The 19,881-nt window shown below is 72.5% G+C and carries 22 protein-coding genes; 5 read left to right on the top strand and 17 right to left on the bottom strand.

The genetic code is table 11. The features are described from left to right. Positions 1 to 6: 6 nt before the first annotated feature. The 8 genes from ACFWGZ_RS10655 to ACFWGZ_RS10620 form a co-directional block, all read right to left on the bottom strand. Positions 7 to 1,803 carry an ABC transporter ATP-binding protein gene (locus ACFWGZ_RS10655; protein ID WP_382451242.1) on the bottom strand — a complete coding sequence of 599 codons (1,797 nt, stop codon included), beginning with the start codon at positions 1,801 to 1,803 and terminating at the stop codon, positions 7 to 9. A 33-nt stretch (positions 1,804 to 1,836) separates the two neighbouring features. Continuing rightward, positions 1,837 to 2,865, bottom strand: a complete 1,029-nt coding sequence (locus tag ACFWGZ_RS10650; protein ID WP_382451241.1) for an iron-siderophore ABC transporter substrate-binding protein — start codon at positions 2,863 to 2,865, stop codon at positions 1,837 to 1,839. A 94-nt stretch (positions 2,866 to 2,959) separates the two neighbouring features. Then, positions 2,960 to 3,793, bottom strand: coding sequence for an ABC transporter ATP-binding protein (locus tag ACFWGZ_RS10645; protein ID WP_382451240.1), 834 nt, complete (start codon positions 3,791 to 3,793; stop codon positions 2,960 to 2,962). Between the two features lie 35 nt (positions 3,794 to 3,828). Next, entirely contained in the window at positions 3,829 to 4,626 is a 798-nt protein-coding gene (locus ACFWGZ_RS10640) for a hypothetical protein (protein ID WP_382451239.1), read from the bottom strand. Between the two features lie 122 nt (positions 4,627 to 4,748). Then, complete coding sequence (locus tag ACFWGZ_RS10635; RefSeq protein ID WP_382451238.1) at positions 4,749 to 5,798, bottom strand: FecCD family ABC transporter permease; 1,050 nt, start codon at positions 5,796 to 5,798, stop codon at positions 4,749 to 4,751. Continuing rightward, a complete protein-coding gene (locus ACFWGZ_RS10630) occupies positions 5,795 to 6,859 on the bottom strand; it encodes a FecCD family ABC transporter permease (protein ID WP_382451237.1) in 1,065 nt (354 codons plus the stop codon). Before ACFWGZ_RS10630 ends, ACFWGZ_RS10635 begins: the two co-directional genes overlap by 4 nt. Positions 6,860 to 6,897: 38 nt before the next feature. Then, a complete protein-coding gene (locus ACFWGZ_RS10625) occupies positions 6,898 to 7,299 on the bottom strand; it encodes a hypothetical protein (RefSeq protein ID WP_382451236.1) in 402 nt (133 codons plus the stop codon). 38 nt (positions 7,300 to 7,337) lie between these two features. Next, on the bottom strand, positions 7,338 to 8,228 hold the full coding sequence (locus ACFWGZ_RS10620) for an alpha/beta hydrolase (RefSeq protein WP_382451235.1): 891 nt from the start codon (positions 8,226 to 8,228) through the stop codon (positions 7,338 to 7,340). Between the two features lie 48 nt (positions 8,229 to 8,276). Here ACFWGZ_RS10620 and ACFWGZ_RS10615 point away from each other — a divergent pair, with 48 nt between their 5' ends. Continuing rightward, on the top strand, positions 8,277 to 9,032 hold the full coding sequence (locus ACFWGZ_RS10615) for an NYN domain-containing protein (RefSeq protein WP_382451234.1): 756 nt from the start codon (positions 8,277 to 8,279) through the stop codon (positions 9,030 to 9,032). On the opposite strand, the gene ACFWGZ_RS10610 is transcribed toward ACFWGZ_RS10615, so the two are convergent. Beyond that, entirely contained in the window at positions 9,033 to 9,776 is a 744-nt protein-coding gene (locus ACFWGZ_RS10610; RefSeq protein WP_382451233.1) for an alpha/beta fold hydrolase, read from the bottom strand. A 94-nt stretch (positions 9,777 to 9,870) separates the two neighbouring features. On the opposite strand from ACFWGZ_RS10610, the gene ACFWGZ_RS10605 reads away from it, so the two are divergent. After that, a complete protein-coding gene (locus ACFWGZ_RS10605) occupies positions 9,871 to 10,293 on the top strand; it encodes a MarR family winged helix-turn-helix transcriptional regulator (RefSeq protein WP_382451232.1) in 423 nt (140 codons plus the stop codon). Here the strand turns inward: ACFWGZ_RS10605 and ACFWGZ_RS10600 are convergent, their stop codons facing one another. Genes ACFWGZ_RS10600 through ACFWGZ_RS10590 form a run of 3 tightly spaced genes read right to left on the bottom strand, consistent with a single transcriptional unit; the run spans position 10,294 to position 12,428 of the window. After that, complete coding sequence (locus ACFWGZ_RS10600; protein WP_382451231.1) at positions 10,294 to 11,121, bottom strand: alpha/beta fold hydrolase; 828 nt, start codon at positions 11,119 to 11,121, stop codon at positions 10,294 to 10,296. Positions 11,122 to 11,146: 25 nt separating this feature from the next. Continuing rightward, entirely contained in the window at positions 11,147 to 11,554 is a 408-nt protein-coding gene (locus ACFWGZ_RS10595) for a winged helix-turn-helix transcriptional regulator (protein WP_382451230.1), read from the bottom strand. Between the two features lie 13 nt (positions 11,555 to 11,567). After that, positions 11,568 to 12,428: an alanine racemase gene (locus ACFWGZ_RS10590; protein ID WP_382451259.1), complete on the bottom strand. Its 861-nt coding sequence runs from the start codon at positions 12,426 to 12,428 to the stop codon at positions 11,568 to 11,570. 72 nt (positions 12,429 to 12,500) lie between these two features. Between ACFWGZ_RS10590 and ACFWGZ_RS10585 the strand changes: the two genes are divergently transcribed. After that, positions 12,501 to 12,650: a hypothetical protein gene (locus ACFWGZ_RS10585; protein WP_382451229.1), complete on the top strand. Its 150-nt coding sequence runs from the start codon at positions 12,501 to 12,503 to the stop codon at positions 12,648 to 12,650. 16 nt (positions 12,651 to 12,666) lie between these two features. Here ACFWGZ_RS10585 and ACFWGZ_RS10580 read toward each other — a convergent pair whose 3' ends face one another. The 3 genes from ACFWGZ_RS10580 to ACFWGZ_RS10570 form a co-directional block, all read right to left on the bottom strand. Continuing rightward, positions 12,667 to 13,584, bottom strand: coding sequence for an ornithine cyclodeaminase family protein (locus ACFWGZ_RS10580; protein ID WP_382451228.1), 918 nt, complete (start codon positions 13,582 to 13,584; stop codon positions 12,667 to 12,669). Further along, positions 13,581 to 14,228, bottom strand: coding sequence for a transcriptional regulator (locus ACFWGZ_RS10575; RefSeq protein ID WP_382451227.1), 648 nt, complete (start codon positions 14,226 to 14,228; stop codon positions 13,581 to 13,583). The genes ACFWGZ_RS10580 and ACFWGZ_RS10575 overlap by 4 nt, the downstream gene beginning before the upstream one ends. 70 nt (positions 14,229 to 14,298) lie before the next feature. Then, a complete protein-coding gene (locus ACFWGZ_RS10570) occupies positions 14,299 to 15,123 on the bottom strand; it encodes an enoyl-CoA hydratase/isomerase family protein (RefSeq protein WP_382451226.1) in 825 nt (274 codons plus the stop codon). 110 nt (positions 15,124 to 15,233) lie between these two features. On the opposite strand from ACFWGZ_RS10570, the gene ACFWGZ_RS10565 reads away from it, so the two are divergent. Beyond that, a complete protein-coding gene (locus ACFWGZ_RS10565; RefSeq protein ID WP_382451225.1) occupies positions 15,234 to 15,614 on the top strand; it encodes a winged helix-turn-helix transcriptional regulator in 381 nt (126 codons plus the stop codon). An 11-nt stretch (positions 15,615 to 15,625) separates the two neighbouring features. Here ACFWGZ_RS10565 and ACFWGZ_RS10560 read toward each other — a convergent pair whose 3' ends face one another. After that, positions 15,626 to 17,941 (bottom strand): beta-L-arabinofuranosidase domain-containing protein, encoded by a 2,316-nt coding sequence (locus ACFWGZ_RS10560; protein WP_382451224.1) that lies wholly within the window; start codon positions 17,939 to 17,941, stop codon positions 15,626 to 15,628. A gap of 135 nt (positions 17,942 to 18,076) precedes the next feature. Continuing rightward, positions 18,077 to 18,922: a helix-turn-helix transcriptional regulator gene (locus tag ACFWGZ_RS10555; RefSeq protein ID WP_382451223.1), complete on the bottom strand. Its 846-nt coding sequence runs from the start codon at positions 18,920 to 18,922 to the stop codon at positions 18,077 to 18,079. Positions 18,923 to 19,008: 86 nt separating this feature from the next. Here ACFWGZ_RS10555 and ACFWGZ_RS10550 point away from each other — a divergent pair, with 86 nt between their 5' ends. Then, the gene (locus tag ACFWGZ_RS10550; RefSeq protein ID WP_382451222.1) at positions 19,009 to 19,782 is read left to right on the top strand and encodes an SDR family NAD(P)-dependent oxidoreductase; all 774 of its coding nucleotides are present in this window, start codon (positions 19,009 to 19,011) and stop codon (positions 19,780 to 19,782) included. Positions 19,783 to 19,881 lie beyond the last annotated feature (99 nt).

Here is a 19,881-nt window from a genome sequence, read left to right as displayed (position 1 = left end):
CCTAACCTAACCACTTGTGGATCCGAATCGCCAAGCAGCCCAAAGTGCCGCGTAACGCCCGTCACGCGCGACGAGCTCGTCGTGCGTGCCCTGTTCGAGCACGCGACCCGCGTCGAGCACGGCGATCCGGTCCGCCGCGACCGCCTGGGTGAGCCGGTGCGCGACCAGGAGCGTCGTGCGGCCGCGGCACGCCGCGAGGGCGGCGCGTTCCAATGCGGCAGCGCCCTGGCTGCCCGCCTCGGCCGTCGACTCGTCGAGCACGACGACGGGGGAGCGGCCGAGCACGAGCCGGGCCAGCGCGATCTGGGCGACCTTCGTGACGTCGAGGCGTTCGCCGCCTTCGCCGACGTCGGTCCGGAGCCCGGAGGGCAGCGCCTCGACCCACGTGCCGGCACCGACGGTCCGCAGCGCGTCCATCAGCTCCTCGTCGGTCGCGTCCGGTGCCGCCAGGCGCAGGTCGTCCGCCAGCGGACCGGCGAAGACGTGGGCCTCCTGGGTCAGGATGCTGACCAGCGCGCGGGCGCCGGCCTCGTCGACGTCGGCGAGGTTCGTCGGTCCGATGTGGACGGACCCGGTCCGCGGGGTGCCGGTGCCGGCCACCAGCGCGGCCAGCGTCGTCTTGCCCGCACCGGTCGCGCCGACCAGCGCGAGCGACGTGCCGGCGGGGATCTCCAGGTCGACGTCCTGGAGCACGTCGTGCTCGGAATCGGGGTAGCGGAAGGAAAGCCCGCGCACCGACACCGGCAGCGGCCGGGCGTCCGCCGCGACCGCGACCGCGCTGCGCACGAGCTCGTCGCCGCCGGACTCGGTGGTGACGCCGACGAGCCGGGTCAGCCCGGCGCCGGACTTCTGCGCCTCGTCGAAGAACGCCATGATCAGCCCGAGTGGTACGAACAGCTTGTGGAACAGCAACGCTGCGACGGAGACCTGGCCGAGCGACGACTGCCCGTTGGTCACCAGCAGGTAGCCGACGACGATGATCAGGCCGAGCCCGATGAACTCGGCGCGGTTCTCCCGGCCGATGAACCGGCCGAAGAACCGGAAGACGTCGATGCCGATGTCGCGCACCCGCCACGACTCGGCGGTCACCCGGTCGCGGAAGGTGCTCTCCAGGCGGTAGGCGCGGACCGTGGCGATGCCGTCGAGGCCGCTGATCAACGCCTGGGCGCGGGCGGCCTGCGCCTCGGAGCGGGCGCGGTAGAGCGGCTGCGAGCGCGGCAGGTACCAGCGCAGCGCGAACCAGTAGGCGGGCAGCGCGCAGGCGCCGGCGAGGCCGAGCCGCCAGTCGAGCCCGAACATGCCCGCCGTCGCGATCACGACCAGCACGACCGCCGAGAAGATCGTCGGGATGGCCGTGCGGAAACCCTTGGAGATCACCGCGACGTCGTCGCCGACGCGCGACAGCACGTCGCCGCGGCCGACCTGCTCGATCCGCGCGCTCGGCATCCCGAGCACCGCGCGGACAGCGCCTTCCCGCAGCCGTGCCAGCATCTCCGCGCCGACCCGGCCGACGAGGTAGGTGGACACCGCGGTCATAACCGCGCCGAGGAGCGCGGCCACGACCGTGGCGGTGCCGATCGTCCACAGGACGGACGGGTCCCTCCCCCCGGCGACCCCGTCCACCACCGTGCCCAGCAGGAACACCGGGACGATCTGCAGCACCGCACCGGCCACCGTCGCCACCACGGTGGCGACCGGCAGCCCGGGAGCGGAACGGCAGTGATCGAGCACCCAGCGAAGGGCTTCCCGTCCGGTCGCGGTGCGCAGGATCGGTGCGGACGCGGCGGAGACGCTCGTGGTCACGAGGGAGAAGCCTTTCGGAGGGGGTTGTCCGTGCTAGGCAGCCGACTTGGCGGCCTTCACCAGTTCGTCGACCGCGTACGGCATGGACGCGAGCGTGGCCTGCGAGATCGCCGCGCCGATGGCCGGGCCCTCGCTGTCGAGCAGCCAGTGGACCTTGCCGGCCTTCACCGCGGGCAGGTTGCCGAAGAGCTCGAAGCCCTTGAGCGACTTCTGGTCCGCCTCGTCCGCGATCACGAAGATCCGGTCGACGTTCATCACGTCGATGCGCTCGGGCGACAGCGTCACGAAGAACTTGCCGGCCGCGAGCTCGTCGACCTTGGTGTTGCCCTTGAAGCCGATGCCGGTGATCACCTGGCCGCGCACGTCGGTCGTGGCGAACGGCGCGACGGCGTCCTTGTACCAGGAGGTGACCACCGCGGTCTCGTTCGCCCAGGCCGGGTTCGCCTTCTTCGCCTCGGCCATCTTGTCGTCGACGTCCTTGATCATCTCGGCGCCCTCGGCCTCCTTGCCGAGCGCCTTGGCGACCTGCAGCGCGTTGTCCTGCCACTTGGCGGAGAACGGCTCCTTCTCGGCCTTGGTGCGGCCGACCACCGGAGCGATCTTGGTGAGCTTGTCGTACCAGGACTGGTCGGCCTCGGAGTAGACCGCGACGATCAGGTCGGGCCGCAGCTGCGCGATCTTCTCGTAGTTCGGCTCGGTGTCGCCGTTCTTCATGACGACCTCGGGCTTGGCCGAGCCCCACTTGTCCTTCACCCAGGCCCACTGGGTGTTGATGTCGGGCGACTTGCCGTCCGGGTTGGGGTACTGGTCGACCATGCCGACCGGCACGGTGCCGAGCGCGAGCATCGTCTGGTCGTCGGTGTAGCCGAGGGAGACGACGCGCTTGGGCGCCTCCTTGATCTCCGTCGTGCCGAAGAAGTGCTCGACCTTGGTCGGGAACGTGCCCCCGGAGGCGTTGCCCGAGTCGGGAGTCGTGGCAGGCGTGGAGGAACCGCACCCGGCGAGGACGCTGGCACCGACCACCGCGGCTGCTGCCACGGCGGTCAGTCGCTTCCAGGTCATGGTCGTTCTCTGGCCCATTCGGCACCTCGTTCTTCGCTGCCCACGCGGCGGGGGAAATTAGGACAGCCGAACCTTATCACCTGGTTAGGGCAGGCTAACCTAGTCCTCGGTCACTCTTCGGTACCACGTGCGTCCGCCCGATCGGCACGATCAGCGGCCGCTCGCTCACCGGGTCGTCGATCACCTCGGCCTGCAGGCCGAACGTGTCGAGCAGCAGCTCGGCGGTGATCACCTCGCTCGGGTGGCCCTGGGCCACGATCGAGCCGGACTTCATCACGATGAGGTTGTCGCTGTAGCGGACCGCGAGGTTGAGGTCGTGCAACACCATCACGATCGTGCAGCCGCCCTCGTGCAGGTCGTCGACGAGGTCGATGACGTCGATGGCGTGCGCGAGGTCGAGGTAGGTGGTCGGCTCGTCGAGCAGCAGCAGGTCCGTGCCCTGCGCGAGCGTCATGGAGATCCACACCCGCTGCCGCTGCCCGCCCGACAGCGAGTCGACGGGCTGGTGCGCGAGGTCGGCGACCCCGGTCATCCGCAACGCTTCGGCCACCACGTCGGCGTCGTCGCTCGACCACTGCCGCACCCAGCTCTGGTGCGGGTGCCGCCCGCGCGCGACGAGGTCGGCGACCGTGAGCCCCTCCGGCGCGATCGGGGTCTGCGGCAGCAGGCCCATCCGCTTCGCGACGTCCTTGGTCTTGAGCCGCGCGATGTCGCCGCCGTCCAGCAGCACCGTGCCCTGGCGCGGTTTGAGCAGTCTCGACAGCGTGCGCAGCAACGTCGACTTGCCGCAGCCGTTGGGGCCGATGACCGTGGTGATCACGCCCGTCGGGATGGTGACGTCGAGGTTGTCGAGGACGACCCGGTCGGCGTACCCGACCGTGACGCCCTCCGCGCCCAGGCGGGCGGCATCTGTGCGCAACGCGGCCATAGGACGACCTTACTTCGGTGAGCCTGGCCTCAGGGCTACCGTGCGGTCATCGTCACCTCGAGCCGCACCGTGATCACCTCGGCCGCGCCGGCGGGTCTGGTGACCGGGGCGGAGGTGATGCGGAGGACCGCGTACGCGCCGGTCGTCCGCAGGCAGTAGAACGCCGACTGCCGCACGGGCACCTGGGAACCGCTGTACCCGGCCCGGTCGCGGCAGGCCGCGGGGTCGGGGGAGTCCGCGGCCACCAGTTCCGTCCCGTTGAGGGGCTCGGCGTAGTAGTCGATCGTCCCGCCGGGCGGGCAGCTCGAACGGAAGTCCTCGACGTCGCGGCATTCGATCGCGATGTCGGCGCTCTTGTCGGTGCTGCTCACCGGAAATGTCGACGTTTCCAGGTCGAGCGAGTTCTGCGGCGGTTTGTACGGCATGTGCAGCGGCATCTCGAGCACCTTCACCGGAGGTGCCGGAGGTGCCGGCGGGGACGTGGTGTGCGAGACGGACGTCCGGCCGTCCGCGCCGGGGCCCGGCGGCTTGATCCACCCGCGGACCCGCTCCGGGCCGAGGTAGGCGATGGTGAGGACGACGGCCGCGACGGTCAGGATGATCAGGCCGATGCGCAGGCTTCCGCGGAACCGAAGGGCGATCGTCCCGATCCCGGCGAGCACCGCGATCGCCGCCACGACCGCCGCGACGGCGCCCCTGCCCTCCAGGAGGACGACCACCACGGCCGCGACGTCGGCGAACACGCCGGCGCCGCTGAAGACCTTGGCGCGCGCCGAGGGAGGCGGTGCGGCGGACTCGGCCGGTGTGTCCTGGTCCTGGTGTGGGATTCGCATGGGAATGTTGGCCGCTCGCCGGGAATAGTTCTGGAATGGTCACCGGAACGGTGCGGCGAGAATGATGGCACGACGGTGCGTCGTTTTCCAGCAATGATTCGGCTGGAACAACGGAGAACGGTTCAGGCCGCGCGTTTCACGTTCGCCCGCACCAGCAGGTACACCAGGAACGGCCCGCCGATGATCGCGGTCACGATCCCCACCGGCAGGTCGTTCGGCAGCAGCGCCCTGGCGACCAGGTCCGACCCGATCAGCAGCAACGCCCCGAACAGCCCGGACGCGACCAGCGGCGGCACCGGCGACCGCAGCAGCCGCATCGCGATCTGCGGTCCCACCAGTGCCACGAACGGCACCGGCCCGGCCGCGCTCACCGCGACACCGGCCAGCAGCACCGCGCACAGCAGCAGCACCGCCCGCACGGCCCCGTGCCGGACGCCGAGCCCGGCGGCCACGTCGTCGCCGAAGTGCATGGGGCGCAACTGGAACGCCACGAACAGCACGACCACGACGAGCGCGATCGTCAGCCACAGCGACGTCCACACCTCGGTCCAGGTGCGCGCGTTCAGCGACCCGACGAGCCACGCCTGCGCGCGGGCCACGTCGCGGATGTCCGCCAGCACCAGCAGCCACGTCGTGACCGCCTGCATGGCCGCGTTCACCGAGACGCCGATCAGGATCAGCCGGAACCCGTCGATGCCCTTCTTCCACGCCAGGAAGTAGACGAGCAACCCGGTCAGCAGGCCGCCCAGCAGCGCCGCGGCCGGCAGGCCCAGGGAGCCGCCGAGGGCGGCGCCACCGCTCGCCGTCACGACGAACACCGCCGTGGCGCTGGCGCCGGAGGTGATGCCGAGGACGTCGGGGCTCGCCAGCGGGTTGCGGGCGACCGACTGCGTGAGCGCGCCGGAGACGCCGAGGGCGATGCCCGCGATCAGGCCCACCAGGGCGCGGGGCATGCGCAGGTCCATGATGACGAACTCGTCGACGCGCTCGCCCTGGCCGACCAGCGTCCGCAGCACCGCGCCGAGCTCGATCGTGAAGTCGCCCACCGAGATCGACACGCAGAAGACCAGGAACGTCGCCGCGGCCAGCAGCAGGGTCGCGAGCGCGGTCCACGGCCGCCAGACCCACGACCAGGGGCCGACGCGGACTCCGGGGTGCATGCCGGTGCTCATGCCTGCCTGAACTTCCCGAGCCAGACCAGCGCCGCGAAGAACGGGGCGCCGAGCAGGGCGATGACGATGCCCGCCTGCAGTTCGGCCGGGCGCACGACGAGCCGGCCCGCCATGTCGCCGAAGAGCAGCACCACGGCGCCGAGCAGACCGGCGCACGGCACCAGGAACCGGTAGTCCGGGCCGGTGAACCACCGCGCGACGTGCGCGACCATCAGGCCCAGGAACGCGATCGGCCCGCACGCCGCCGTCGCCGCGCCCGCCAGCAGCGTCACGGCCAGCACGCCGGTCGTCCGGCCCAGCGCGATGTTCACGCCGAGGCCGCGCGCCACGTCGTCGCCGAGGTTCAGCAGGTTGATCGCGGGCAGGTTCAGCGCCGCCAGCACCAGCCCGGCGGCGATGAACACCGACGCGACGATGATCACGTTCCAGCCGACGCCCTGCACCGAACCCGCGTTGAAGAACCGCAGCACGTCGAGCGCCTGCTTGTCCGCCAGCGCGACCGCGCCGGTCATCGCCGTCAGGAAGATCGTGATGCCCTGGCCCGCCAGCACCAGCGTCAGCGGGTTGCCGGCGCCGCGGCCGAGGCTCGACAGGCCGAACACGACCACCCCGGCCGCCGCGGCGCCCAGGAGCGCGAACCACAGGTACTGCACCGGGTTCTGCAGGCCGACCAGGTGGACCGCGAGCACCACCGCGAACGACGCCCCGGCGTTGACGCCGAGCAGGCCGGTGTCGGCGATCGGGTTGCGGGTGTGGCCCTGGATCAACGCCCCCGCGACGCCGAGCGCGAGACCCGCGACGACCGCGAGCACCGTCCGCGGCACGCGCAGCGTCTGCACGATCAGCGTGATCTCGACGAGCCGCTGGTCGGTGCCGGGATCGCCGAAGAGCCCCTGCCACACCTCGGCGGGCGACAGCGCGCGGGCGCCGATCACCAGCGACAGCACCGCTCCGGCGGCGAGCAGCACGACCAGGCACGCCAGCCCGGTCAGCCGCCGCCGGCGCGGACTCGCCCCCACCGGCGCGGGGTCGGGCCCGCGCCGCTCCACCACGATGCTCACGCCCCGGTACGTTACCCGTCCGCTCAGGGCAGCCTTACCTACTTCGTGCCGGGACGGCCGGTCTTCTCCGACGCCACGAGCGAGACGACGGCGAGCCCGGTGTTGACGGCCGAGATGATCGTCGTGAGCTTCGCCGCCTTGGCCGGCAGCTCGCCGCGCCTGCCGGCGTAGAGCGCGGCGGCGGTGTCCGTGGCGTGGATCAGGACGGCCTGGCCCAGCACCCGGCGGGCGTTCGGCGCGTCCGGCCGCAGCGTCAGCAGGTCGACGCCCAGGACCAGCGTGCGGATGCCGAACATGCGGGCCGGGTAGACGAACCGCTTGTCGTCGCCCAGTTCGTCGCCCAGGCTCGCCGCCATCCGGTTCGCGGCGACCAGGCCCAGCGCGCCGTTGAAGATCCGGACGCAGGCCAGTGCGGTCCGCGTGACATCGGCCAGCTTCATCTCGCCACCTCGGTTGTCGATCTTTGAGGACCCGGAGTCTAGGAGAGCCGCTCGGCCAGCCAGCGCTCGATGTCCCGCCGTGCCGCGCGGGCGATCTCGTTGTCGCGGTTGGTGAAGCCGTGCAGCGACTCCGGGTAGACCTTCAGCTCGACCTCGCCTGCCACCGCCAGCCGGGCCGCCATCGCGAGGTTGTCCTCCAGCAGGACGTCCAGCGCGCCGACCACCACGAGCACCGGCGGCAGGTGGCGCAGGTCGCCGAAGACGGGGGAGATGTCGGGCAGGGTGCGGTCGGGCGCGTGGCCCGCGTAGGCCTGGAGGAAGTACTCGCCGGCGATCAGCCTGCCCGCGGGCGTCGTGCCGCTCAGGTCGTACGTGCCGAACTGCAGGGCGGCCCCGGCGAAGCGCGCGGCGCGGTCCCCGAGCCGCAGCAGGGCGGCGACGGCGAGCGTGGCGCCCGCCGAGAAGCCCCCGATCGCGAGCCTGGTCGTGCCGAACCGCTCCCCGGCGTGCTCGAGCAGCCACAGCGCCGCGGTCTCGGCGTCGTCGGGGGCGGCGGGCCAGGGGTGTTCCGGGGCGAGCCGGTAGTCGACGCTGACGACCGCCACGCCGAGCGCGTCCGCCCGCCGCCGGTTGCGCTCGTCGTCCTGCGCGGCCGAGCCCAGGTAGAAGCCGCCGCCGTGGAAGTCGAGCAGAACGCCCCGAGGGGCGCCCTCGGGCAGATGGATTCGCACGGGCACGCTCCGGCCGCCGGCCTCGACGACCTCGGAGCCGCCGGCCGGCGGCGTCCGCGCGGCCAGCACCTCCTCGTAGGTGCCCGGGCCTCGTCTGATGCCGCGTTGTGCGTTCTCCGCGCGCGCCTGCCCGACGTGCTGGAGGAGCCCGGGGTCGATGAAGCTGTGCAGGTCCACTGTCCGCCTTCCGCCGATCACGGATAATCCCAGCGACCGGTGTGGACGGACGGCGAGGGGCTCGGACTGATGGCCAGCGAGAACACGGCACGGCTCGCGGTGCTGATCGACGCGGACAACGCGCGTCCGTCGATCACCGAAGGACTGCTGGCCGAGGTCGCCAAGTACGGCACCGCCCACGTGAAGCGGGCCTACGGCGACTGGACCGGCACGAGCCTCAAGGGCTGGAAGGACCACCTGCTGGCGCAGTCGATCCAGCCGATCCAGCAGTTCGCGTACACGACCGGCAAGAACGCCACCGACGCGGCGATGGTCATCGACGCGATGGACCTGCTCTACTCCGGCCGCTTCGACGGCTTCTGCATCGTCTCGAGCGACAGCGACTTCACCCGGCTCGCCGCGCGCCTGCGCGAGTCCGGCCTCACCGTCTACGGCTTCGGCGAGCGCAAGACGCCCCAGCCGTTCGTGGCCGCCTGCGACAAGTTCATCTACATCGAGAACCTGATCGCGCCGCCGGTCGAGGCCACCCCGAAGCCGAAGACCTCCACGGCCGCCGAGCAGCTCAAGGCGGACAAGGCGCTGGTGAAGCAGCTGCGCACCGCGGTCGAGGCGGCGTCGGACGACGACGGCTGGGCGGCGCTCGCGTCCGTGGGCAGCATCATCACCAAGCAGCGCCCCGACTTCGACTCCCGCACCTACGGCTACTCCAAGCTGAGCGACCTGATCACCGCGACCACGCTGTTCGAGTTCGACCGGCGCAGCCCCGGCGACGGCAAGTCGGCGATCATCTACACCCGCGACAAGCGGCGCCGGCCCGTCGCGTAGTCATCGCGGCGCGAGCAGCACGTCGAGCAGCTCCTGCGGCGTCTCCAGCTGCGGCAGGTGGCCGCTGCGCGGCAGCAGCGCGAACGTCGACCCCGGGACCGCCGCGGCGAACGCCCTGCCGTAGTCCGCGCTGACGATGCCGTCGCTCTCGCCCCACACGAAGTGCACCGGGACCTCCACCCCGCCGAGCCGCCCGGCGAGCGTCGGGTCGGTCATCGCGGGGCCGGTGTAGCCGAGGAGGGCCTGGACGTCCGGGCCGGGGCCGGGCACGCCTGCGGGCCGCGGGGCCCGGGCCGGGTCGTGCCAGGAGAGCTGCTGGAGCTCGGCGGGGGACAGGCCCCGGACGTCGGTCTGCGGGTGGCCCTCGACCTCGACGCCGATCCCGTCGACCACCACCGCGGCCCGCACGCGCGGGCTGCCGAGCAGGGCGATCTCGGCGGCGACCCAGCCGCCGAAGGAGTTGCCGACCACGGTGACGCCGGTCAGGTCGAGCTCGTCGAGCAGGGCGGCGTACGTGCGGGCGAGGCCGGTGGCGCCGGTGAGGTCGTCCGGTTTGGGCGTGCCGCCGAAACCGGGGTGGGTGGGCAGCAGCACGCGGGCGTGCGCGCGGTCGGCGAGCAGGTCGGCGAACCCGGCCATCGTCGCCACGCCACCGCCGCCGTGCAGCAGCAGGTACGGGCGGGTGCGGTCGCGGTCCCGGACGGTCAGCTCGACCGTGCCGAGGGGGATCCGGGTGGAGGTCATGGGGGCTCCTTTGAACTCAGGTTGCTTAGGTAAGGAAACTTAGATCAGGTTCCTTACCTAAGCAACCTGAGTTCACTGCGGTAGGCTCGGCGGCATGCCCTACCAGCCCGCCGAAGTCGCCCTGGCCGTCAAGCGCCTGCAGCACCGCCACCACCGCGCGCTCAGCCGGGCGCTCGCGCCGCTCGGGCTGTCGCTCGTGCAGTGGGACGTGCTGCGGCACCTGCACCGCCACCCGGACGCCTCGCTGCACGACCTCGCGGTGCTGACGTTCCAGACCGACCAGTCGTTCGGGACGCTCGCCGCGCGGATGGCCGACCGGGGCCTGATCGAACGGCTGCCGGGGCCGGGGCGGCCCGTGCGCCACCGGCTCACCGAGGAGGGCGAGCGGCTGCGCGTGGCGGGGCAGGAGCTCGCCGACGGCGTCGTGGACCTGTCGTTCCGGCACCTCTCCGCGACGCAGGTCCAGCAGCTCGGCGAGCTGCTCGACGTCGCGCTCGCGACCGACCCGACCGCCTGATCAGCCGAGAAATCCCCGCAGCGCCGCGAGAAGCGCCTCCGGCCGGTGCTGCGGGACGATGTGGCCGCAGTCCGGCAGGACGACGCCGCGCACGTCGTCGCCCACGAGTTCCACCTGCCGTCGCGTCGCGTCGCCGACCGGGGCCGCGCCGACCGTGAACGTCGGCACGAGCAGCCGCCGCCGGCCGACGGCCCCGGCGATCTGCCGGGCGCTCTCCGGCAGCGCCCGGTAGTGCTCGAACGCGGACGCCAGCGCCTCCCGGCCGGTGTAGGCCCGGTGCACCGCCTCGCGGAACCGCGGGGTGACGCCGTCGCCCGCCGTGCCCGCGTGCAGGAAGAAGTCGAGGTACTCGCGCTCGTGTCCCGGCAGGACGGTCTCCGCGAGCCCGGGAACACCGTGGAAGCCGAACCACCACGGCGGACCGCCGCGCAGGAACTCCTCCGCGCCGGGAAGCGTGCCCACCAGCGCCTCCATCAGCACCAGCCGCCGCACGCGGCCGGGGTGTTCGAGCCCGACGAGGAACGCGGGCGGCGTGCCGAGGTCGATGCCCACCACGTCGGCGCGCTCGATGCCCAGGGCGTCGAGCAGCCCGGTCACGTCCGCCGCGACGTCGGCGGCGGTGTGGCCGGAGGCGGGACGGGAGGAGGCGCCGAGGCCGCGCAGGTCCGGTGCCACCACGGTGCGGGTCCCGGCGAGCGCGGGGATGACCGGTTCCCAGAGCTGCCAGGTGTGCGGGAACCCGTGCAGCAGCACGATCGCGGGCCCGGTGCCCGTCACGGCGACGTTCAGCTCGACGCCGTTGGCGTGGATCTTGCGCGGTTCGATCATGCCCCGACGGTAGGAACGCCCGGCGTCATCGGGAAGACGGCACTTCCGCGTCAGGTGGTTCCTCGCGGGTAACGGCCCCGGCCCGCACGATCTCGCCGATGTGCGTCTCCGCCCACTCCCGCAGGCCGGCCAGGTGCACCTCGAGCGAGTGCCCGAGCTCGGTGAGCCGGTAGTGCACCTTCGGCGGCACGGTCGGCTCGACCCGCCGCGCCACCAGGCCGTCGGTGGTGAGCGACCGCAGCGTCGAGGACAGCATCTTCTGCGAGACGCCGGGCATCCGCCGTTGCAGCTCGGCGAAGCGGACCTCGCCGGCACCGGCCTCGGCCAGCAGCTTCACGACCATCGAGGTCCACTTGGTGCCGATGCGGTCGAGCAGCAGCCTGGTCGGGCAGCTGGGGGTGAAGAGGTCTCCGCGACCGGTCCGCTGGGGCATCCTGCGAGGGTAGTCACCAGCCGCGCAGCCGGCTCCACGTCGCAGGCGCGACGCCGGTGCCGACGACCTCGTACCGGTCGTGCTGGGCCGCCGTCGCACAGGCGTGGTTGGGCAGGATGCGCAGCCGCGTGCCGATGGGCAGGTCCGGCACCGGCCCGCCGTCGCGCGCGCCGAGCACGCCGTGCTCCTGGCTCGCCCCGGTCATCAGCAGCCCGTCGACCAGCTCGCCGTCCAGGCGGGCGACGAGCCCGTACCCCTGGTCGACGGCCTGGGCCTGCGTGCCGCGGTCCCGCGAGGTGGCCATCCAGCCGCCGTCGGTGATCACCTGGTTGCGGCCGGGCTGGTGGCCGATCACGGTCACGACGACGGACAGCGCCAGGTCGTCGGTGGTGCAGACGCCGATGCCCGCCATGACGAGGTCGAAGAAGACGTAGTTGCCCGCGCGGACCTCGGTGACCCCGGTCAGGTCCGTCGCCGCGTGGGCGGTCGGGGTGGAGCCGACGCTGACGACCTCGCAGGCGAAACCGTTGTCCCGCAACACGGTCGCGGCCCGCACGGCGACCTCCCGCTCGTTCTCCGCCGCTTCGCGCAGCGCGTCCGGGGTGCAGGCGGAGTAGGACTCCCCGGCGTGGGTGAGCACCCCGGCGAGGTTGCCGCCGAGCGCCCGGCCGATCGGGACGAGGGCGGGGTCGCCGGGTCGCACGCCGCCGCGGTGGCCGTCGCAGTCGATCTCGACCAGCGCGGGGACGCGGAGGCCTTCCTCCCGCGCGAACCGGGCGACCGCCTCGGCCTGCGCGAGGCTGTCGAGCAGGACGGTGAGCGCGACGCCGCGGCGCAGCAGGGCGCCCACCCGCGGCAGCTTGTCCGGAGCGATGCCGACGGCGTACAGGACGTCCCGCGGTACCCGGCGCCGGCGAAGTGCTCGGCCTCCGCGAGCGTCGACACGGTGATCGGGCCGCTGCCGTGGACGCGCCGGGCGACGTCGACGGACTTCGCCGTCTTGACGTGCAGCCGCAGCGGCACGCCGAGCGACCGCAGGTGGTGGCGCAACCGGGAGGCGTTGCGGTCCAGGCGATCGACGTCCACCACCGCGTAGGGGGTGTCCACAGCGGTCATCGGGGCTCTCCTGACGAACGGCGCAGCAGCGCGGCGGCGAGGGTGAGGTCCTGCAGGGCGAAACCGGAGCTGTCGAACACCGTCACGTCGTCGTCCGAGGTGCGGCCCGCGGCGTCACCGGCGAGCACCGCGCCGAGCGCGACGGGCACGACCGGCGTGTGCTGGAACTCGCCGATCGCGTTCGACTGGTCCGGCAGGTCGCAGAACAGCGACGCGCGGTCGTGCAGCGCGACGGGCAGCTCCTGCTTGCCGGGACCGTCCGCGCCCATCGCGGACACGTGCGTGCCGGGCCGGACCCAGGCGGCGTCGAACAACGGCTCGCGGGCGGTCGTGGCCGTGACGAGCACATCGGCGGAGGTGACCCCGGTCCGGGCGTCGACCGCGTCGGCGGGGAGCCCGAGCCGCGCGGTCACCGCGGCGGCGAACTCCCGTGCCGCGTCCGCGCGCCGGCCGACGACGAGGACCCGGTCGATCGGCCGCACGCGGCGGACGGCGCGGACCTCGTGCAGCGCCTGGTGCCCGGTGCCGATCACCGTCAGCGTGCGGGAGTCCTCGCGTGACAACGCTTGCACGGCGAGCGCGTCGGCCGCCGCGGTGCGGTAGGCGTTGGCCGCCGCGGCCTCGACGACCGCGCGCAGCCTGCCGGTCGCGGGGTCGAGCAGCACGATCGTCGAGCTGTGCCGCGGCAGGTCCGCGTTGCCGGGCCAGAAGCTGCCGACCTTCACGCCGACGAGGTCGCCCGCGGACCCGGACTTGAGGGTGAACCTGTTCCGCGGCTCCGACGAGTGCCCGATCACGACCGGGAACGTCGCCCCGGTGGCGGTCGCGAGGAACGCCTCGCGCGCGGCGGCCAGCGCCAGGTCGTCGTCGACGAGCGCCGCCGACTCGGCCTCGCCGAGGAACACGGGGGTCACGGCTTGTCCTTCTTCAGTTCGGCGAGGTCGTTGTAGAGGCCGGTGCGGGAGATCCCGAGGCGCTGCGCGATCCGTCCCGGCGCGCCACGCAGGCCGAACACCCCGGCGTCGTGCAGCGACCGGACGAGCGCCAGCCGGTCCTCGCGGCCCAGCGCGGTCACGGGCACGGCGTGCGCCCGTTCCGCGCGTCCGACCAGCGAGTCGACGACCCGGTCCAGGTCGCCGGAGAAGTCGGTCGTCGCGCCGGTGTCCTCCGCCGCCGACAGCCCGAGCAGGTCGGAGAGCACGCCGGTGGCGCGGTTGATGGCCGAGAGGTCGACGTTCACGCACAGCGCGCCGATCAGGGTGCCGTCCACGTCGCGCAACGGCAGGGTCGTGCACTTGAGCAGCCGCCCGTCCTGGGCGCGGGTGATGTACCCGACCTCGTTGCGCGCGTCGTCCCCGGCGGCGAGCACGCGCAGGCCGATCTCGCTCATGGCGTCGCCGACGCGCCGCCCGGTGACCGCTCCCGCGACGGCGACGACCGACCGCTCCGGGTCGCGGTAGTCGTGCAGCACCACCTCGCAACTGCGCCCGAACGTCGCGGCGATGCCCTCCAGCACGGGGGTCATCGCCGCGAACACGGCATCCGCGGTTCCTGTCACGCCACCTCCAGGTCTGAACAAAGTGTCAGATTCTGGACGAAGTGTCACACGGGGCCGGGCCGGTCGTCACTCAGGAGTGGGCGATGCCACGCATCAGGCCCTCCAGGTCCCGTTCGCCCTCCACGGTCTGGGCGCCGGCGGCCAGCGCGCCGCTCAGCAGTGCCTGGGCGGCGGGACGGGTGACCAGCGACGCCCAGGCGTCGTTCTCGGCGACGAGCCCCGCGCCGAACTCGGTGGGGGGCAACGCCTTCTTCGCCGCGGCGATCACCCCGGCGGCGAGCGAGGCGATGTTGCGCGCGACCCGGCGGACGTGCTCGTCGAGTTCGGCGGCGGGCACCGCGCGGTTGATCCAGCCGTACGCCGCGGCCGTCCGGGCGTCGACCAGCTCGCCGGCCAGCACCAGTTCCAGCGCGCGGTGGCGGCCGACCCTCTCCCTCAGGTACTGGGTGCCGCCACCGCCGGGCGTGATGCCCATGAGCGCCTCGACCTGGCCGAGCCCGGCGGTCTCCTCGGCGGCGAACGCGAGGTCGGCGGCCGCGACCAGCTCCGCGCCACCGCCCCGGGCCTTGCCCGCGAGCTTCACGATCGTCACCTGCGGCTGGTGGCGGATCTGCTCGCCGACCGCCTGGAACACGTTCACGCCCTCGGGCGCGGAGGCGGCCAGCGCCTCCAGTTCCTCGCGCTGGTCCAGGACGGCGATGTCCACGTGGGCCAGGAAGAACTCGGGGTTCGCGCTCTCGAACACGACGACCTTCACCGAGTCGTCGCTCTCCAGTCCCGTCAGCAGGTCGCGCAGCTCGCGCATGGTCGTGGCGCCGAGAGCGTTCACCGGCGGGTTGTCGAAGACGACCGTCAGCACACCGTCTTCGGTGCTGGTGCGCAGCGTGGAGTTCATGAGCGGATCCGTTCAGCTTGGTATTCGATGGATACCTAGGGTCGAATCTGCTGCTAGCCTCGCGCAAGAACGCACTTTCGGGACACCAGGGATGCCGGAGGACACCACCCGTGACCGCGACCGAGCCGGACCTCGTCTTCAGCCCCGACTGCCCGAGCCGGCCGATCCTCGACCAGATCGCCGACAAGTGGTCGATGATGGCCATGGCGGTGCTGGAGAAGCCGACCAGGTTCAACGAGCTGAAGCGGCGGCTCGGCGGCGTGACGCAGCGGGTGCTGACCCAGACGCTGCGCCGGCTGGAGCGCAACGGGATGATCGTCCGCACCGTCCTGCCGACCTCGCCGGTCGGCGTCGTGTACTCGCTGACGCCGCTGGGGGAGTCGCTGCGCGTGCCGTTCGGCCACCTCTACGCCTGGACCGTCGAGCACGGCGAGCAGATCCAGCGCTGCCAGCGGGAGTACGACGACCAGGCCGCCGCGCCGACGGCCTGATCCCCGCGCCGTCAGTTGGCGACCAGCCGCCAGCGGTTGTCCGCGCTGCCGTTGTCCGAGTCCTGCACGATCTGCGCGCCCGCGGCGGTGGAGCCGTTCAGGACGCCGAGCAGCTTGCCGCTGTGGGCGTTGCGGATCTTGTGCGTGCCGTCGCCCTGGGGGAGCAGCGTCCACCGGTGGTCGGCGGTGCCGGTGTCGCCCCACTGCAGCACGCGCGCGTTGTCGGCGGTCGACATGTTCTCCACCCCCAGCACCTTGCCGCTGTGGACGTTGCGGAACCGGACGTCGGAGCCGTCGGTGATCATTTGCCAGTTGTGGTCCGCGGTGCCGCTGTCGTGCCACTGCACGGCCAGGCCACCATCCGAAGTGGACATGTTCTGGACGCCGAGCACCATCCCGGTGCCCGCGTTGACGAGGCGGTGGCTGCCGGCGCCGCCCCCGCCGGAGTTCCAGTAGACGGTGTAGTTGAAGCCGTGCGCGTCGTGGAACGGCCCGAGGCTCACCGGCGTCCCGTTGGCCGTCGCCGTGAACGAGAGCGACGACGTGCTGGTGCGGGTGACGGAGCCGACGTCCAGCGACGGCAACGACGACAGCCCGGTGTTGCCGTAGTTGCCCGCGAGCACCGCCGGGCCGTAGGTGAGCGCGACGACACCGGAGTTGTCGTTGGCGGGCTGGGCGACCACGCGCATCGGCAACCGCAGCGCCACCACGTCGCCGGACGTCCACGACCGCGTCAGCGAGGCGTAGCTGCCGGGGGTGGCGGTCACGTCCTGCGCGGTGCCGTTGACGCTGACGGTCGCGCCCGTGGTCCAGGCCGGGATGCGGAACCTCATGGTCCACGAGCCCGCCGCGGTGCCGGTGACCGTGAACGTGGTGGTGTCGCTCGCCGGGTAGGTCGTGCTCTGGGTGACGGTGATGCCGCGCGCCGACCACGTCAGCACCGACGGCGCGTACAGGTTCACCGTGAGCGTGGTGCCGGAGTGGAAGTAGATCGAGTCGGCGAGCTTGGTGTTGGTCTCGATGCCGGTGCCCTGGCAGCACCAGAACGTGCTGTAGTCGGTGCTCCAGTTGCCGCCGCCCCAGGCGGGTCCGGTGTTGCCGCGGCGGTGGCCGGGGTTGAGCCCGGTGAAGTAGCAGATGTGGCCGTGCGGGTCCGCCGGGTTCTGCTGGCCGATCAGGTGGTTGAGCAGGGCGCGCTCGTAGTAGTCGAAGTAGGCGGCCCGGCCGGGGTCGGTCAGCCACAGCTCCCTGGTCAGCTTCAGCATGTTGTAGGTGTTGCAGGCCTCGCACGTGTCCGTGCCGAGGTACGCGGCGATCGCGCCGGGCGCGCGGAAGTGCTCGGCCTGGCTGTTGCCGCCGATGACGTAGGTGTGCGCGTTCACGGTGATGTTCCAGGCGTTGAGCGCGATGTCGCGGTACCGGGTGGTGCCCGTCGCCTTGTACTCGCGCGCCGCGCCGATCCACTTCGGCACCTGCGTGTTGGCGTGCAGGCCGCTGAGCCGGTCCTGGCCCGAGGCGAGCGGGTCGAACACCGCGGCGTGGTCGAACCGCTGCGCCGCCGTCAGCCACCGCGCGTCGCCGGTCTGCTGGTACAGGTCGGCCAGCACGGCGTTCATGCCGCCGAACTCCGTGCCCAGGACGCGCTGCATCGTGGCGTACGACAGGCGCGACGTGCGCGTGTCCACCCACCCGGCGAGGCGCAGCAGCACATCGCGCGCCTGGGTGTTGCCGATCAGCCGCCACACGTCGAGCAGCCCGGCGAGCGTCTTGTGCAGCGAGTAGTACGACACCGCTTTCGGCGACCCGGCTTCCAGTGCGTCGAAGTCCGACTCCGGGAAGCCCGCCAGGTAGCCGGAGGCGAACCCGGCGGACGCGTTGTTCGCCTGGCACTTGGCCAGTTCCGCGATCATGTAGTTCGCCCGGTCCCGGCACGTCGTGTCGCCGAGGACGGCCCACGCCTGGGCCCAGGCCGTGAGGAAGTGGCCCTGGCTGTGCGTGCGGAAGGGGAAGTTCGGGGCTTCCCACCCGCCGAGCGCCGCGGCGCCGCCGGTGGACAGGCGGTGGTTGGCGCGGAAGTTGTAGAGCAGCCGGTCGACGTCGATGAACCGCAGGTAGGACAGCACCCGGTTCTGGTTGTCGAGCCAGCGGCCCTGGGTCAGCCGCACCTCGGTCAGGTCGAACGGGAAGGCCGAGACGCCGGCGTCGCCGCGCGCGGGGGGTACCGCGGCGGCCTGCGCCGCGCCGGGGGTGAGGGCGGGGGAGGCGGTCGCGAGAGCGGCCACCCCCGCGGCCTGGAGAAGCCGGCGACGACTCAACGATGAGGACATGGAGGGCTCCACCCGCTCGGCAACGCTGCTCGTCCAGGTGTAGCGGCGGGCGGCCCGCGGGGTCAACGCTAAATGTGAGCGTTCACTTTAGCTTCTGTGAAGCGGGAACCGGCCTCGATGTTATCGCTCACATGATCAGGGCCGGTCGATGCTGAAGGCCTGGGTGCCCACGACGTCGAGCAGCGCCAGCGCCTCCGCGTCGCGCGATCCGGGCGGCGCGCTGTAAAGCACCAGGTGCTGGTCGCGTTCGGTGAGCTCCAGCGAGTCGCAGTCGACGGTGATCCTGCCGACCATCGGGTGGTCGAACGACTTCGTGAGCATCGTCGCGGCCTGCACGTCGTGCCGCTCCCAGAGCCGCGCGAACTCGGGGCTGCCGGCGAGCAGCTCGTCGACGAGTCCGGTGATCGCGGGGTCGGCGGGGTAGCGCGCGACGACCGTCCGGAGCCGCATGACGGCGTGGTGCCGGAACTCCGTGGCGTCGGACACCCCGTACAGCGACCGGTCCGGGTCGAGGAACGCGCGGCGCGCCAGGTTGCGGTCGCGCGGGGCGAGCTCGCGGAAGTCCTCCATCAGCGCGGCCGTGAGGTCGTTGCACGCCAGCACCTCGAACGCCGCCGACACGACGAACGCCGCCGTCTGCGGCAGCCGGTCGAGCAGCACGAGGATGCTCGGGCGGACGTCCCGGCGGTGCAGGCCGGAGCGGTTCGGCGAGGTGCCCGCGAGGACGTGCAGGTGGCCGGACTCGTCGTCGGTGAGCAGCAGGGCGCCCGCTATCCCGGCGAGGACCTCCGCCGACGGGCGCGGCGCGCGGCCCTGTTCGAGGCGGACGTAGTACTCGGTGGAGATGTGCGCGAGCACCGCGACCTCCTCGCGGCGCAGGCCGGGCGTGCGGCGGCGCGGGCCGGAGGGCAGACCGACGTCCTGCGGCCGCAACCGCTCCCGGCGGCTGCGCAGGAACTCGGCGAGCTGCTGCTTGTCCATGACCCGAGTATGGCCGTGCCGCGGTGGCGGAGCCTGGTACCGCTGGTACCTGTATCCGGTCGTGGCCGGGACCAAGGCTGGTGACCATGACGAACAACAACTCCGCCGGTCTGCTCGCCGGCAAGGTCGTGCTCATCACCGGCGCCAGCCGCGGCATCGGCGAGGCGGCGGCCAGGCTCTTCGCCGAGGAAGGCGCTTCCGTCGTGCTCGCCGCCCGCGGCACCGACGCCCTCGACGCCGTCGTGGGGGAGATCCGGGCCGGCGGCGGCACCGCCGACGCGATCTCCGTCGACCTCGGCGACCGCGACAGCGTCCGCGCCGCCGTCGCCCGGGTCGAGGAGCTGCACGGCCGGCTCGACGGCGCCTTCAACAACGGCGCCACGATCCAGCAGCCCGGCCCGATCGACCAGACCAGCGACGAGGACGTCGACCGGCAGTTCGAGGTCAACTTCCGCGGCCACTGGACCGCCATGACCGCCGAGGCGGCCCTCATGCGCCGCTCCGGAGGCGGCGCGATCGTGAACACCTCCAGCATCGGCAGCCGCCGGGCGAACCCGGTGCTGCCCGCCTACGGCGCCATGAAGCGCGCGCTCAACAGCATCACCGAGAGCGCGGCCGTGACCTGGGCGCCGGAAGGGATCCGGGTCAACGGCATCACCCCTGGCGGCACCGCGACGGCGATGATCGACGCGTGGGAGGCCGCGACGCCCGGCATCGTCGAGCAGCTCGCCAAGTCGGTCCCGATGGGACGCATGGCCGAGCCGCGCGAGGTCGCCGAGGTGGCGGCGTGGCTGCTCAGCGACCGCGCGTCGATGGTGACCGGCGCGATCGTGCCGGTCGACGGCGGCGCGGGCGCCTAGCGCCCGTCCAGCGAGTCTCGTCCGCGGCGGTCGAACGAACTGGCCGTGGTGCCGTCCCGCGGGTGGCGGCACCGGCCCGGTAAATGGACGGTGCGACGC

The organism is Lentzea sp. NPDC060358 (genome assembly GCF_042725365.1).
GTDB lineage: Bacteria > Actinomycetota > Actinomycetes > Mycobacteriales > Pseudonocardiaceae > Lentzea.
Note: the sequence above shows the minus strand (reverse complement) of the source record. Positions and strands in the feature narration are given on the sequence as shown.